The sequence below is a fragment of the Paenibacillus peoriae KCTC 3763 genome (assembly GCF_000236805.1).
Taxonomy (GTDB): Bacteria; Bacillota; Bacilli; order Paenibacillales; family Paenibacillaceae; genus Paenibacillus; species Paenibacillus peoriae.
In genome coordinates this window covers 63473-78736 of the sequence record NZ_AGFX01000021.1, presented here as the reverse complement: position 1 = coordinate 78736, position 15264 = coordinate 63473, and the positions used below count along the sequence as shown (strand labels likewise).

Annotated in this window: 8 protein-coding genes; all 8 read right to left on the bottom strand. The window is 48.0% G+C overall.

Annotation, left to right across the window (positions count from 1 at the left end; translation table 11 throughout):
- Positions 1 to 75: 75 nt before the first annotated feature.
- Positions 76 to 1941 (bottom strand): rhamnogalacturonan lyase, encoded by a 1866-nt coding sequence (locus KQI_RS0114125; protein ID WP_010347440.1) that lies wholly within the window; start codon positions 1939 to 1941, stop codon positions 76 to 78.
- A 154-nt stretch (positions 1942 to 2095) separates the two neighbouring features.
- Positions 2096 to 2653: an SLOG family protein gene (locus KQI_RS0114120; RefSeq protein WP_010347439.1), complete on the bottom strand. Its 558-nt coding sequence runs from the start codon at positions 2651 to 2653 to the stop codon at positions 2096 to 2098.
- A 116-nt stretch (positions 2654 to 2769) separates the two neighbouring features.
- Positions 2770 to 3234, bottom strand: coding sequence for a V4R domain-containing protein (locus KQI_RS0114115; protein WP_010347438.1), 465 nt, complete (start codon positions 3232 to 3234; stop codon positions 2770 to 2772).
- 36 nt (positions 3235 to 3270) lie between these two features.
- Positions 3271 to 3600: an iron-sulfur cluster biosynthesis family protein gene (locus tag KQI_RS0114110; RefSeq protein WP_010347437.1), complete on the bottom strand. Its 330-nt coding sequence runs from the start codon at positions 3598 to 3600 to the stop codon at positions 3271 to 3273.
- 270 nt (positions 3601 to 3870) lie between these two features.
- Positions 3871 to 5397: a glycoside hydrolase family 30 protein gene (locus KQI_RS0114105; RefSeq protein WP_010347436.1), complete on the bottom strand. Its 1527-nt coding sequence runs from the start codon at positions 5395 to 5397 to the stop codon at positions 3871 to 3873.
- Between the two features lie 229 nt (positions 5398 to 5626).
- Complete coding sequence (locus tag KQI_RS0114100; RefSeq protein ID WP_010347434.1) at positions 5627 to 8356, bottom strand: beta-glucosidase; 2730 nt, start codon at positions 8354 to 8356, stop codon at positions 5627 to 5629.
- Positions 8357 to 8878: 522 nt separating this feature from the next.
- A complete protein-coding gene (locus KQI_RS0114095) occupies positions 8879 to 9835 on the bottom strand; it encodes a Gfo/Idh/MocA family protein (RefSeq protein WP_010347433.1) in 957 nt (318 codons plus the stop codon).
- Positions 9836 to 10283: 448 nt separating this feature from the next.
- Positions 10284 to 15251, bottom strand: a complete 4968-nt coding sequence (locus KQI_RS0114090; RefSeq protein ID WP_010347432.1) for a DUF4132 domain-containing protein — start codon at positions 15249 to 15251, stop codon at positions 10284 to 10286.
- Between the last annotated feature and the right edge of the window lie 13 nt (positions 15252 to 15264).

The window sequence follows — 15264 nt, the reverse complement described above, 5'->3', positions numbered from 1 at the left end:
GCATAACGAAAAGAGCTCCGATACCCCGAAGCTCTTTCGTTTTTTGGTTCATTCGCATTTCATTTCGATCTGTAATCAAGGAGTGTATATACTCGGCTGCCGGGGCTTAGACATTCCTTCCCCCAGATAAAAACTGGTGTGTGGCGGCTGATTATACGCTACGTTCTGCCAGGCCACGCTCAAGCGGTACACTGGATCGTGCATAAGTGTATAGAATCGGTGTTCCGATTCGTAAGGTGTCGTGTAGATTCGCAGCGCCGAATTGTCACTTTTGCGCCAAATGGCTTCCTCGCGCCAGTCACCGAACAGATCAGCCTGCAAGGACGGTGTGGCTTTCGTTCCGTTATTAGAGCTGGTTCCTGTCGCTGTAAGCAAATTGGAGCTGGTCGAGTTGGTATAGTTCCATTTGTCGATTTTACCGGCGCTCGAGGAGGTATGATCTAGCAATTCGCGCAGCAGGTCGCCATCCCACCAAATTCCAAAGTTAGTGGAGGACGGCAGCTTATCTGTAATCAGCTCTCCTTTAGCCGAACGGACACCGATCCCTGGTGCCCATTGCTCATTCCCCTTCGTACGTGGATCAATGTCTGCTGACATGCCTCGTCCGGTATCCTTGCCTGTTTTTACGCCCCATAAAATGTTTCCGTTGCGCGGATCGTACATGGCAGCGCCGTAGGAGGCGTTCTTGTCCTCATTTACCTTGAACACTTCATATCCTGAACGGTCCGGGTCCAAATCCCCGACATGAAGTGCATCGCCGTGTCCCATCTTCGTGTTAACCAGCTTCGCCCCGTTATCGTCCACCACCAGCGAGCCGTACACGATCTCGTCCTTATCATCTCCGTCCACATCCGCCACACTCAGGCTATGGTTCCCCTGCCCAGCTGTCCCCGGATTGGTGGAGCTGTTGCTGTCAAAGGTCCAGCGACGACTCAGATTTCCGTTACGCCAGTCATATGCGACCAGAACCGTCCGGGTGTAATAGCCCCGTGCCATCACAATGCTGGGCCGCACCCCATCCAGATAAGCAACCCCGGCCAGAAAACGATCCACTCGGTTGCCATAATTATCTCCCCAACTCGACACCGACCCGCGTGACGGCACATAATCAATGGTGCTGAGGGCCTTGCCTGTATTGCCAGCAAACACGGTCAAAAACTCGGGGCCGTTCAAAATATACCCGTTGGAGTTGCGATGGTCAGCAGAAGCATTGCCAATCTTTACACCTGTCCCATCCACCGTGCCATCTGCTGTTTTGCATACAATTTCCGCTTTGCCATCACCATCAAAATCATAGACGAGAAATTGCGTGTAGTGCGCTCCAGCGCGGATGTTCCGTCCCAGATCGATTCGCCATTTGCGTGTTCCATCCAGCTCGTAGCCGTCCAAAAATACATTTCCCGTATAGCCGGATTGCGAATTATCCTTGGAATTGGAAGGGTCCCATTTTAATACAAGCTCATACTCGCCATCCCCATCCAGATCCCCTACACTGGCATCATTGGCATTATACGTGTAGCTGACATTATCCGGGGTTTTACCACCCGCAGGCTGCTGGATGGGAACGTCCAGATAATTGTTGCTCCATACCTTTACCGCAGGTGAAGCGGCCTGTTCTGTTCCATTTACCACGGCACGAACCGTGTACGAGGATGAGGTCGTACCTGCCTTATCCAAAAAGTTGGTTCTTGAGGTAATCGGCGTAGTATTCACCTTACTTGTCCCTCTGTACAGATTGAAGCTGACCGAGTCCGCTTCCGTACCCAACAAACGCCAGCTCACAAGTACACCCTCTGGCACCTTGACCGCAACCGCTCCCCGGTTCAGCTTTTCCATTTGCCTCGTGGAGGCAGCAGAGACATGACTATCCATCGGAGTGACCATTCCACATAGCATTGCACCGAGACAGAGCAACGCGGTATACCGAAATCCTTTGTTCATAAATCCTTGGCTCCTTTTATGGTTTGTTTTTTCAATAAATACATTTTATGTGACTGATAAGTTATTGTTGTTTAAATTTTATGATAGCGCTTACACGAAAAAAAGAGGCAAACTTAGCCTCTTTGTTCAAAAATCCGTGCTGATGCTTTAAAAATCAGAGGTCCAGGAATAATCGTTCTTCATCCGCTATGCTTTGGATATCCTCCGAGCTGATGCTCATATATTGATAGCCTTCTGCCTGTTGCTTCTTTAATGCAAGCTCCTTCATAAAACGCGGACTGCCCTCTCCCGCATCCTCGTCGTAGACCAGCAACAAACCGTCTGTTTTGCGGAAAAGCAGTTCATCCCGTGCCTTGAGCTGCCATATTCCCTGATAAGGCTGGCGGCTGACGACGCCCACATAGTCAACTGCATTACAAATTTGCTGAAAATACTCCTTTTTGTCCTCCTTCCATTTTTCCTCCATATTTTGATAAGCCATCATAATAGAGCATTTCAGGTGGGGATATTGCTGTTTGAGTGCAATGACTACCTCACAGGCCCACAGGTCCACCCCATATTGGCCGGGGGTAATTACCCATTCCAGTCCTTCTTCAATGAGGGAAATGAGCCTGCCCGCAATCGCCTTTTTAATATATGGAATGCCTTCGTGCTTTTGGCTGAAAATATTTAATTCATGGGCACGGTAGCCCGAAACAAGCAAATTTTTCATTATCTCAACGTCCTTCTCGAATGATCATAACCGTTATTGTACCATTTCAAAGGAACTGACTACACAAAAAAGACAAACCTCATTCCATTTAGGCTGGAAGAGATTCGTCTTTTTCACTAAAAACGAATTTCATATTCGCAATGTTCGTCTCCGTTTACATTACATTTTATTTCTCTGACATAAACTCTCTTGTCTTTGATTTTGTTTAAGGCCCCCTCCATAATCGCTCCTTCCAAATCGCATACCATACTGCCTTCGATCTCGGGCAATCCCTCACAAAAGCAGTCTTTAACAGCTACATGAATTTTATGTTCCTCCTCAAGAACGACCTGAGGATCTCCTATTTTTAATTCACGGAATAAATCCAACAGTTCTTCTAATGAATGAATAGGCAAGCTCTCACCAATTTTTCTACCTACAGTAACCGTAGTTCCCTTCCCTTTCATAGGAAGTCCTTGATACATCCCGATTAAACGAATGGCTCTGTAGAGCTCGATAGGGAGCGATTTTCCCATTTTAGCTCTTGAGATTTTTTTCATATCCTCAAATGTAAATTCTTGTACAGAATTTGTTTTATTCATAATTTCCCCACCTATTTCTGTCAATGCATGTTGTATTTATTTTACGCGCACATCTTGAATTCTAATGTTGGTACTAAGTATGCCTGCATCACTAATGAGCTTGAATGACGGATAGTTGGGCTCTGCCTCAAGCCGCATGCTGCTGTCAAACTGCTGCTCCTGCTGTCGGTCTACCCAAAAAGAATAGGGCTCGGACTGAACTTCCCTATCAGTTGCATTCGCCGTAGTGATCACCTGGATGACAATGACGCCGTTGCAGCCGCAGCCCTCTGTATCATAAAACAGCTTAAACATTCCCGGTCTGCCTGAAAGGGCGCTATCCAGCCTTTCCACTGACAATGGGTCCAGCTCTAAATGTATGCTCATGAGACTCTCCCTCTCCTTAGTCAGGATTTTGCAAAATCCTCTAGTTATAAGATATTTGAAGCTGCCAGCTCCAAAAAGAAAGAATTTAAACTATATCTATATTATAGCCATGTTTTTCTATATATCCATGTGACTGCACTCACTGCTATACATGAACCCTCATGGAAGACGGAGTAGGCAGAACGGTACTGTAACCTATGAGAAAAAGAGCACTCAGCCTAATGGACCAAATGCTCTAAAATCTTTTATAAACATTGTTGTCAAACCGTATCATGAAGCCGCAGGATTCCATTGGAAGGTAGCTGCTGACTTGGATGGAAGTGTAGAAGTGAAAACTTTGCTTCCCTGCTGAACCTTAAATGTCTTTTCGCTCGCTCCCGTATTGGCAGCAATCAGAACAAGCGTGCCATCGGGATTGCGATAAGCGACCGTTTCGATACTTCCGCTATAATGCGTAGAACCAATCCGTACCGCACCCGGACGGACGAACTTGCTGGCATGACCAAGCGCATAGTATTCCACATTTTTCGTAACGGCACCGCTTAACGGGTCGATGGTAACTACACCTCTACAGTTGGTACAGCCGCCATTGGTTGGGCCGCCGGACGGGTCAAGTGCAATATTCCAGAAAAGCACGTTTTGTGACCAGTTTCGGGGTGCACCAATGATCAGCTTCGACATATCCCAGCTCAAATCATCCCCAAACCCCGGACTCCATGCTCCCCCGCTGCATTCTGTCATGTAAACAGGCTTATCCGGAAAAGCATTGTGCACGTCTGTCATCGCTGTCGGCTCCCCTTTGTAGCAATGAAAGGCCGTGCCGTGCGTATAGCTTCGGGCCTGCTCATCCCCGAGCACAGTTTTGGCATAATCGCTCCCTATATCCCAGTTATGGTCAAAGGCAATAATTTGGGTGGACAAATGGTTTCGACTTAAGGCAGGACCCAAATATTGCTTGATAAATTTCGCCTGCTCGGCTGCTCCCATACTCATGCTGGGATACTTTGACGTCGTAAATTCTGGTTCATTTTGAATGGAAATCGCCTGGATCGGAACGCTCTCGTTCGCATAAGCCTGTATATAACGAACAAAATAGTCGGCATACGCCGAGTAGACACGCGGATCGGTATAGTCCAAATACCAGCCGTTATATATCTGCTCCCCGTATTTCATCCAGGGCGGGGCAGTCCATGGCGTTCCCATAATCCGTAAATTCTCGTCTCTTCTCAGGATTTGCTTCAGCACATCAATCACGTCCCGATCCTTGGCAATGGAGAAATGGTTCAGCTCATAGTCCTTGCCTGTGGCCACATCGTCATAGGTATAGCTGGCAGGCTGTCCCTGCTCATCCACCGAATAATCCGATGCCCCAATCGTATGCCGTATATAGCTCAGTTGAATGCCGCTAGCGGTAAACAAATCATTTAACAGTTGATCACGCTGATTCGCAGACATGCCATGGTTCATCAAGTAAGCAGACGAACCGGACACCGCTGCGCCAAACCCCTCCATCTTTTGATAACGAATATCTGGCTTTACCTCAACCGTCAGTGTATCCGAGTTCACTGCTTTTTCAATATTTTCTTTACTGTTGTCATTCTTCCAATGGATGGGGGCTTGTTGCGTTAGGCGATTCGCCGGGTCCGGTGTTGTTAACCACATGCTGACATCATGCTCAGCTTCCGGCTTCAAAACCTTCTGTATAGCCATACTGACCAGAACAGCAAAGACCAAAATGGCAGCTGCAGCTACGAGCAGCCAGAGGTTGGCGCGTCGTTGCTTTTGGAGTTTCTTCATCTAATGACCTCCTCTCTCCATACTCTTGGCTCATCCTCATCCTTCCTTCCATTTCAGCTTTCACTCGGGTTTCTCTTTGCATACCTATTGGACATCGCAAATCTATTGGACATTGCATACCTATTGGCGTTTCATAGCCATGGCAAAAAGAGAGCCGGTGCTAACGCCCGCGCTCTCTTGAATATCACCACTTTAAAACAAATATAACGGGATTATTTTTGTAACGGGATTACTTTGCTGCCTTTCCTTTGGAAGCTGCCGGAATCATAACACTTCCAGTCAATCGAATATCCTGAGAGGAACTGCCTACATAAATCGGCACTTCACCGGACGGCATAACCCACGCCTTGGATTTTTCATCCCAGTACGATAAAGCTTTCGGGTCCAGTTCAATGCGGACCTTTTTCTCCTTGCCCGGCTTCAGTTCGACCTTAGACCAGCCTGCCAGTTGACGGGATGGAGTCTCTACGGTTGTCGGAAGCTTGCCGCTGTACACCTGTACAACTTCTGCTCCGGCAGCCTTCCCGGTGTTTTTCAATTTTAGCGAAACCTCGACGGTACTCGTGCGATTGGATTTCTTTCCGCTCGTGTGCTGTTTTACCTTCAGATCATTGTATCCGAACGTCGTATAGGATAAGCCGTGTCCAAAGGAGAATGCGGGTTGAATACCTGATTTCTCATATCCACGGTAGCCTACAAAAATACCGTCTGAATAGTCACCTATTCCGTTCACGCCCGGAAATTTCTCTGGTGAGGATACAGGGGTAGACTGCTCGTTAACCGGGAAGGTTACCGGCAGCTTGCCGGAAGGATTCACATCCCCAAACAGGATACGTGCTATAGCATTGCCTTGCTCTTGCCCTGCAAACCACGCTTGTACAATGGCAGGGACTTTGTCCTGCCAGGTATCCATTTGCACGGCTCTGCCGCTCATTTGTACGACAATCGTTTTCGGGTTCGCGGCGGCAACCGCACGGATCAGACGATCCTGATTATTCGGCAGCTCCATATCGGAGCGCTCCACGTAGCCTTCACTATCATACGTACGTGTGACAATGATCGCGACATCCGATTTTTTCGCCAGCTTCACTGCATTGTCAATCAGCTTGTCCGAAGCATCTGCCGGAGGCTCCCAGCCCAGACGAACCATACCGCCGGAATCACGCCCGCTTACCGGATAATCGGCACGGTATTCGATGCGTATTTTGTGCTTTTCACCCGCTTTGAGCGAGATGTCTTTCTTCGTCGTGCTCAGCTTTGTGCCTTGATTATCCACGAATAGCTTGTCGTCGAGATACAGCTTGCTTGATCCCAGGCTGGTTAAGGACAACGCATAGTCACCATCCTTGGGTGCTGCAATTGCACCTGTCCAGCGCGCAGATATCAAGCTGTTCAGTGTCGTAGGCGTATTCGGGATTTTAGGGGACTTCGCATTAAGGCCCTGATAATTATAAAATCCAAGATTCATGTTGACCTGGCCATCATTACGTACCAGAACCGGCTTGCCTTCCATCTTGTTATTTTCCCAGTATTCGCCTCGCAGCCCCTGTTCACCATCCCCATAAGTGGCGTATCCAACACTGGTATTCTCTTTCTCGTCAGATGTCGTCAACAGTGAAGACGGAACAGCGGATGGTCCTGGCATAATATCTCCCGCAGAAATCGGGTCTGTGCCTGGGGCGTATTGGACGCTAACTCCTTTGCCGACACGATTGCGGATGCCCTCCAAAGGACTCACGGTATATGTCGGATTCACCAACGAGCTGCCACCGCCTGCCACAGTGCCGTTATCTGCATCAGGGCCAATCACAGCAATGGATTTAAGTTTATCTTTGGACAACGGTAATGCGTTATTTTTATTCTGAAGCAGAACCATACTTTCCTCAGCCAATTGGCGAGCTGTCTTACCGTGTTCACGAGCATCAATCTGATTATTTTGAACCGGGTGATCAAACAACCCTTTGCTGAACATTTGTAAGAGAATACGCCCAGCCTTATCATCAATCGTTTTTTCACTTACCTTGCCACTTTTGACAGCAGCCAGCAGCTGATCTCCCCATTTGCCATAAGGAGCCCCCGGTGTCTCCAGATCCAGGCCGCTGTTGGCCGATTCCACTGTACTCAGGTTCGCACCGTAATCACTCATTACGAAGCCTTTGAATTGCATCTCCTTCTTCAAGAAGTCCGTTAAAAGTGTTTTGTTCTCACATGCAGACTCGCCGTTGACCTTATTAAAGGAGCACATAGCCCCGCCCAAATCAGCCTTGGCGATGGCCTCCTGAAATGGACGTATGTAGATCTCATGCAACGCACGGTCACTGATTTTGACATTCGTTGTGAAGCGCTCTGTTTCCTGATTATTCATCAGGTAATGCTTCGCAGTCGCCAAAACAGGATGGCTCTGTATGCCTTTGACATAAGCGGTCACCATTTTCGATTGCAGCAATGGGTCCTCACCCATCGATTCAAAGTTTCGCGATCCCCATGGGATTCGGGCAATATCCATCCCTGGTCCAAGCACAACATTGTGGGTTGTATTATAAGCCTCGTCTCCGAGCAAATCACCGTACTGTTTGGCAGCCCCGGTATCCCACGTTGCAGCCAACGCAATTGGAGCAGGCAGCGCAGTCGATTGCTTGTCCTGTACATCCGGATTAGCGATACGCACACCCGCAGGGCCGTCTGCCATCGTCAACGCCGGGATACCCAGACGCTCAAGCGGATTATTGTAAAATCCATAATAATTGTTGACCTTGCCAGTCACCAAGTCTATTTTCTCTTCCAGTGTCATTTCCTGTAACAGTAACGCCGTCCGTTTCTCTGCTGAGAGTGATGTGTTCATCCAGGGCCGATCTGTCCGTCCTCCTGCCGCTCCTGCAATATTCATCGGTCCGATCACAACAGCCGCGATAACTGTCATCATCACCATTCGGAACAACCATGTTGATTTCACGTTCACGTTTGTAATTCCTCCTTGATGTTTGGTCATGAAGTGAATGCGCCTATTCACTTTCACAGGCTTGCAAAGTCTCTTGATCCTGCGAGCTCCGACAAGAATCAAGAGCCACGGGATAAGCAAGCAAGTCAGCAAAAACCGAAATGGCTCAAGTGACACGTAACACCCTACCGTACATTTTCGAAAATTTCATTGAAAGTTTCTGGAAATCAAACACTGGGACCTTCATTCTGTTCCTCAGAAAGAGAGCGCTAACAATTCATTTAACCGACAACGAAATTACACTTTTGTAACTTTTTAATGACGTTTTTTTAACTAAATTGAATTACAAAAAATGATTCATATGTCCCACTCTGTGAGATCTTTCCATGCCGGTTCATCGCGTGCGACCAAAGTCGCTATTTCAAAAATTTGAATCCCTTATGTATGAGAATGCAACGATAAAAACAAAAAAATCCAGCGACCTGAAAGGTCCCTGGATTGGATATGATGATGTGATTATTCAAACGGATACCGCAGCCCCCACTATGTGCGAATTTGATCCATCAGCTTCATAATCCCTAGTGATTCATCCAACGAAATCGTGGAGCTTTCGAGCAAGCCTTCGTTCAAGCAGCGCCCCACTTCTTCTGCTTCAAAAGCGTATCCTGTAGAAGCACGGTCATCCTGAAAATGCTGCACCTCTTCACCCTCCACATATAAAGCAGCCGATTTGCTGTTCAGGAAGGACGGAATGTGGATATAGCCTTTTGTTCCATGAATATAGGCTTCATTCGTCAGTCCGAGTCGAACCGCCCCGTTAAGCATGGCCGTGCGTCCTTTACCGTAATCCAGCAGGATGGAAAATGTTTCATCAACACCCGTTTCTCCAATATGGGCGGTACTCCATACATGCTCAGGTTCAGGGCCGAAGATCATCGAAGCAAAAGAAACCGGATAAATTCCCGTATCTAATAAAGCACCTCCGCCCAGCTCAGGGTTCAAAAGCCGCCCCTCCGGGTTCCAGTCTACACGAAAACCAAATTCCGCCTTAACCAGCTTGACCTCGCCAATGCGTCCCGCAGATATCCACTCCCGCACCTGGCGAATCGGAGGTAAAAAACGTGTCCACATGGCTTCCATCAAAAATAACTTACGCTCACGCGCAAAGCCGATCAGTTCCTTCAGCTCTTTGCTATTCACAGTGAAGGGCTTCTCACACAAGACGGCTTTGCCGGCCCGAAGAGCTGTCAGAACATTTTCTGTATGAAAGGGATGAGGAGTTCCTACGTAAATAGCATCAACCTCGGAATCCTGCACCAATTCCTCATAGCTTCCGTAAGCCTGTGCCATTTGATGCTTGGCTGCAAACTCGGTAGCGCTTTCAATAGTACGTGATCCAACAGCGTATGCTTCCCCATTTGTAACATGTGCCAAATCCGCAACAAACTGATCTGAGATCCATCCCGTGCCGACAATTCCCCATTTAATCTTATTACTCATATTTGCGTCCCTCCCAGCAATATGCTTAACGTTGACTTTCACAATCTCCTTCATTCTAGCAAACGCCTGCCCTAAACAAAAGGATTTCCTGCTCGACGGCGTTTTCTGTTGCGGCTCGGCAGCAGGACGGTTACGGCAGATCACCAGTTCAGGTCTTGAGTCAGAATGGCCGTTCAGAAGCATCTTGGTGTAGGCCAATTATTGAATGGCATATCTATAAAACTTTTTATCCACTTTCATAACGGGAAAGGCAACCGGCAATTCATCAAGAGCTATATGCCTGAGTATTACATGACTCAACTTCCGCAGCCAGACTTAAAACCAATTTCTCTTCCATGATCTCAAACAAGCGGGTGTTTGGGTGTAAATAGGGACCAAACTGAGTTTCCACCTAAACAGTCAAGGATTTGAAACGATTTTCCAGGAGCGAAAGTTGAGTTCATACGTCCTACGCTTGAAGCTGTGTAAGAATTTGCGGGTCCTTAATCTTCTGATCCTCAGCCAGCAGCACGATTTTGGATAATATCTCGGCTGTTCTTGGGTCCTCATCCAGAAACGGCAGGAAGATGCGCCCACGATGCTGGGAATGTACCGGAATGATATGCAGCGCTCCCTTCGCTTGCTTGTAGACACCACCACTTCCCAAATGCACCGCATATTCACCAAGCGTGCCATCTACACGTGCATAATTTCCATCCAGGCGTACATTGCTGATTTTCAGCAAACGCAATGATTCCTGTACAATGACGCTGCGCATTTCAATGGTCGTAAGACTGGCTTCCGGATCGACGCCGCCCACATGGGCAACACTGACAACCAGATCCACATCCCGCATGACTTCGGAGAACAGGACAGGAGGAACTTCCTCCAACGGTACACTCTTATACGTTGTCCGATCAAAGAATTGCACCGTTTCCAGCGTAGGCGCCTCGGTATCCGCTGGTGAAAACCAGTCTGCCATGGCATACAGATTCGCAATCAGATTTTCGGCATAATACACCTTTTGGAGTCCATCCTCATAGCTGACCGTCCACTGGCGGCCCTTCAACAGGGATACCGTTTTATTCGGCTGTACCTGATGTCCTGCATATCGGCGGGAAATCGTTGCGCTTGCACGTTCATCCGTGTTTGGCAAGTACAGTTCACGGAACACCTGCTTGAATGGCTGACGAATCTGACGATCGAATAAGTCCTTCTGGAAGTCGCCCCAACGGCCGCTTTCGTACAAATGAAGCGAATGAGCGATAATCAGCTTGTCTTCTTCTCCCACAGTATGCTGTTCTGCAGAAGGAGCGGCCAATGCCAACGTATCCTCATTGAAATATCCGAGATGATCCCCAGCCTTGAATACTAGCGTCCGTACCAACGGAGCAAGCACAGGATTACCCAATAATCCCTTCAGTTCCTTCACCATGAAAGCCGTACCGGATTCCATAGAGCGTTCCAGTTCCTTACGGGCTCTGCGATACTGATCTGCCAAATCTCCTTTAAGTTCCTTTAAGGCAACAACATACTCATCCTTCTTAAAACGAGCCGGAATAGACTTCAGCGTTTTCTCTTTGCTGACAACCTCAATGTCTGCTGCCCCTTCTGCATCAATGACAAGTTGTATCGTCGTACCCTCTTCCAATGCATGTGGCTCAAAATAAGACTGGAGATCCTCCAGCTTACGTGCTTCCATATCCCATACGAGCCGGGTTACGTCATCATAACCTGCATTGCGCGCCAAATTTCCGAGCGCAATCCGCGAGACCAGAGCCTCACTGGCCTTCCGCTGTGCTCCGAATTTTTTGCTTTGCTCCAGAAACCGTTGAATAAAGTCATAACGTTCCCGTACATCTGGCTCAGGGGACCCTGCAAGTGGAATCAAACTGTAGGTCAGCAAATGATCCTTGTTCCGCTTATCTTCCACGGATTGTTTTATTTCGTCCAGCTTCAGCTTGCCCAGCGTCGCATCCGCAAACAATTGGGATCGGCGGTGATTGGCTCCAGCCGAAATATACTTGGCACAATCGTACAGCAGTTCAAATCGTTCTTCGCCCAACGTCTCATAGGCTTCGTGAAACCAGTGAATATCGAAGGCACCGTCATTAAAATCCTGCGGAGCAATCGGTGAATAATGGGCTACAATCGTTTCCTTCTCAGCCGAAAAGCCTTCATTGATATGTGCATGAAAGTACCATGCCGCACTGCGAAGCCCTTTCCACTCAAGATAATCGGCTACAATCTCAATCCACTGCGGGGCATACATCGCCGCCTCCAGCAGACGTTTATCCGTAATTTTAACGTTTTTCAGCTTTTCCTTGAGCAGCATGGCATCTTCGCCTTCACTTGGATAACATGCCTTGAGCAGATGGCTGAACGACTCCTTTTTGGTAATACGATCACCATAGCCGTACACATAACCTCGGACGAATGTTTCCTTGTCAAGACCTCCCAGAATACGGATAAAATAATCCATGCCTTCAATCCGGCTCAAGCCCATGACCTTTGGCGTAGCCTCAGTAGGCAAGTCGCCCCGAAGCAATTCAACCTCCAGCAGCCGATCAATAACGATACGCCGTATTTCTACAAATTCTGGCGAACTGGTAATCCATGTATTACGGGCATTCGTTAAGGAACTCATATGACTCCGGCTATCACTGCCAGCCAGCAGTTCCCGATATACTTCCCCTACACCAATCAATCCGTTGCCATATGCCTTGAAATGATCCTCCAGATCCAGTGGCGAATAAAAGCGATTTTCCGCTCCTGGCAGTTCTGCGTAGTTCACAAAGGTATGGAAAAAACGCTTAAAGGACTCGCCATCATAGACCCGCCCCTTCTCCAGTCCTACCCACGGGCCAGACAATAGGTGAAGCATTCCCATATCCTCAGCAGGTCTGTCCTTGGGCATGGCCTGCATGAGTGAATTTAAAGCAAGGTCGATTACGTCAAATGTTTCCTCGCCGGATGTATCCATGAAATAAGCATTAATCAGTGTGCTTACCTGATCGGAATAGGTCAGCTCTGCCATCCACTTCTGAACCTCGTTAATCCGATCCAGAGGATACATTTGCTCGGCGAAGTCTTTACGCCATCCTTCCAGCAGCTTGTGCTTGCTTCGTTCTGAATAGTCCATGTTATAGGAAAAATACCGATAGTAGCGATCCAGCGTTTGATCCATCGGCTCCAACCGGTCATAAAAAACAAGCTCCAGCAGTTCCCGCGCTTCCATGCCGCTTTCCTGCAAATAACGCTCCCATTCTTTATAAAGAGGATATAAAGACAGCCTGGAATCTACTTCTTCATCGGCTTGAACCAGCCGCAGAGGACGGAGGTTCGTCCCAATAAGCAACGTATCTTTGTATCCCGAATAATATTCCGCAGTATATTCCACATCACGATGGTGGTGGACAAGCTCATCCAGTCCACTCAAGAACTGCTTGAGCTTATCCAAGGGGCATACAAAAACATCGGCTAATCGAAAATCTCCAAGATCGGCTTTCTCTTCCAGCCAAGCTTCCCTGGCATTTGGATCGTACAAACCAAAGCCATTTGCGCCTGTATAAGTATCATCCTGCCCCAGCTTGGACAGCAGTTGCTCCTCCTTGGCTGTCGGTTGCTGGATGATATCCGCCAAAGCCCGCAGGCTTTCATATTGTTCTGCACATTCAGGGTCTGCATAGATCTTCGTCAATATTTCCAGTCCACCCAATCGTTGCAGCTCCGCCTTGGCTCGAAGCAACCGTTCCAGTGAGCCAGCCAAAGGCCCTTGCGGCTGTGAGAGCAGCACACCAATGACACTTTGCCGCAGCGAGCCTGTCTTAAGCTTTAATAGAGCCTCCATCTGCTGCATTTCTGCTTCCGTCAGCGTCAGCTTGCGTGCTTTGGCAACAGCGAACTCACGGATACTCATGCTTTTGTCGGACAGGCTGGAAAATATAAAATCACGTTGCACCTTGTCATCAGGATTTTGTACAAAATGATTTAACAGCTCGCCACGCAGGTTAGGGCTAATCTGATCCTTCAAGGCTATGATTTCCCCAATCCAGGCCGCGTCCATATCATAGCCTGCGAGATACAACATTTTTTGAATTGGAGCATCCGAGCGATGATAGACGTTTACAAAATCAAGCACCTTGGAGGGCTCGCTAGACTCCCCTTTTTTCATATGTACAAACAGGTCATGAAGTCGCTCAAAATCCTTGCGCCGCTCCTCTTTACGATCCAGCAAAGGAGTATGCACCACTTTAACGATCCGATCCGCGACCGTCCCGCCTTCTACCCATTCATAAAAATAATTGCCTGTATAGTTCGTCAGTATCCAATATTGAAGCTCCGGGTCCGTCTGGTTTAAATGCTCTCTGGCAACTCCAAGACGTACATCCTTGTTCTCACTGTTAGACAGCACATAAAGTGCCACGATTTTCTGGTAGGGTGCCCCCTGCTCCATGAGTTTCCGCACCTGCCCATACAAGTCACGTTCCTCATGTACCGCCGTTGCCCACAGACTCATATACACTTCATTAGCATTTGCACTGGTCAACCACTCTTGGCGCAATTCGCTACGGGTTAATGCTTCATACGCCTGCTCGATCAATTGGCGAACTACCCGCTGATTAGCAGATTCCAATCCCATACCCGTCCATACCGCAAGCGCCCGGACTACTGAGCTGTAACGAATAAAGCCTTGGTCTATAATCAACTTCAACAGATATATAAGAGCCTCTAGGGTTCCTTCATCCATTTGTTCCACAATGCTTTGGCGCAGCCCCTCCTGAAGCTTGGCCGCTGTCAGCAGTTCGCCAATCATGTGATAGTTATCCTCCTGATGACTCAGGAGCATACCTTTAATCATATTGCGCGTAAGCAACGCCGCCTGATTTTCGCCATAAATAATACCTTTTAACGCCTCAAGCACCTGTGAATTGCCGTTATCCAGCTCATAGGCTATCCAATCACTAATCGTCTCCTGAATCCGGTAATCCCTGCCTTGTTCATAATCCTTTCTCGTTAAATAATCCATCATGGAGAAGCCGATCCAGTCCATTCGGATTAACTGCACCATTCTTTTATAAATCCGAGAAGTATGAGCCGTGATATCCGAAGTGCGAAACGGTTTGCGCTCATACCCTGTGCTGTACGGATATTCAGTCACATGCTCCGTAAGATGTGCGAACACATCACCTGCTGTTTGCCCAATCAGCCGACGCAACACCTCTGCCAATGGCTTGAACAGCGGTTCTCCGCTTTCTGCTGCCTGTGCTTTCAATATTCGCTGACATTCATTAAAAGGCTTCTCATTCTCGTATATGTAATGAAGCTGACCCAGTTCTACAACATACTGCGCCAACTCCTGTTGTTGTCCATCCAGTTGCGCCGCGCGCTCCCTTAGTATGGTGAAATATTCTTGCTCACTTTTCTCCTGCTGCATATTTCATTTCCCC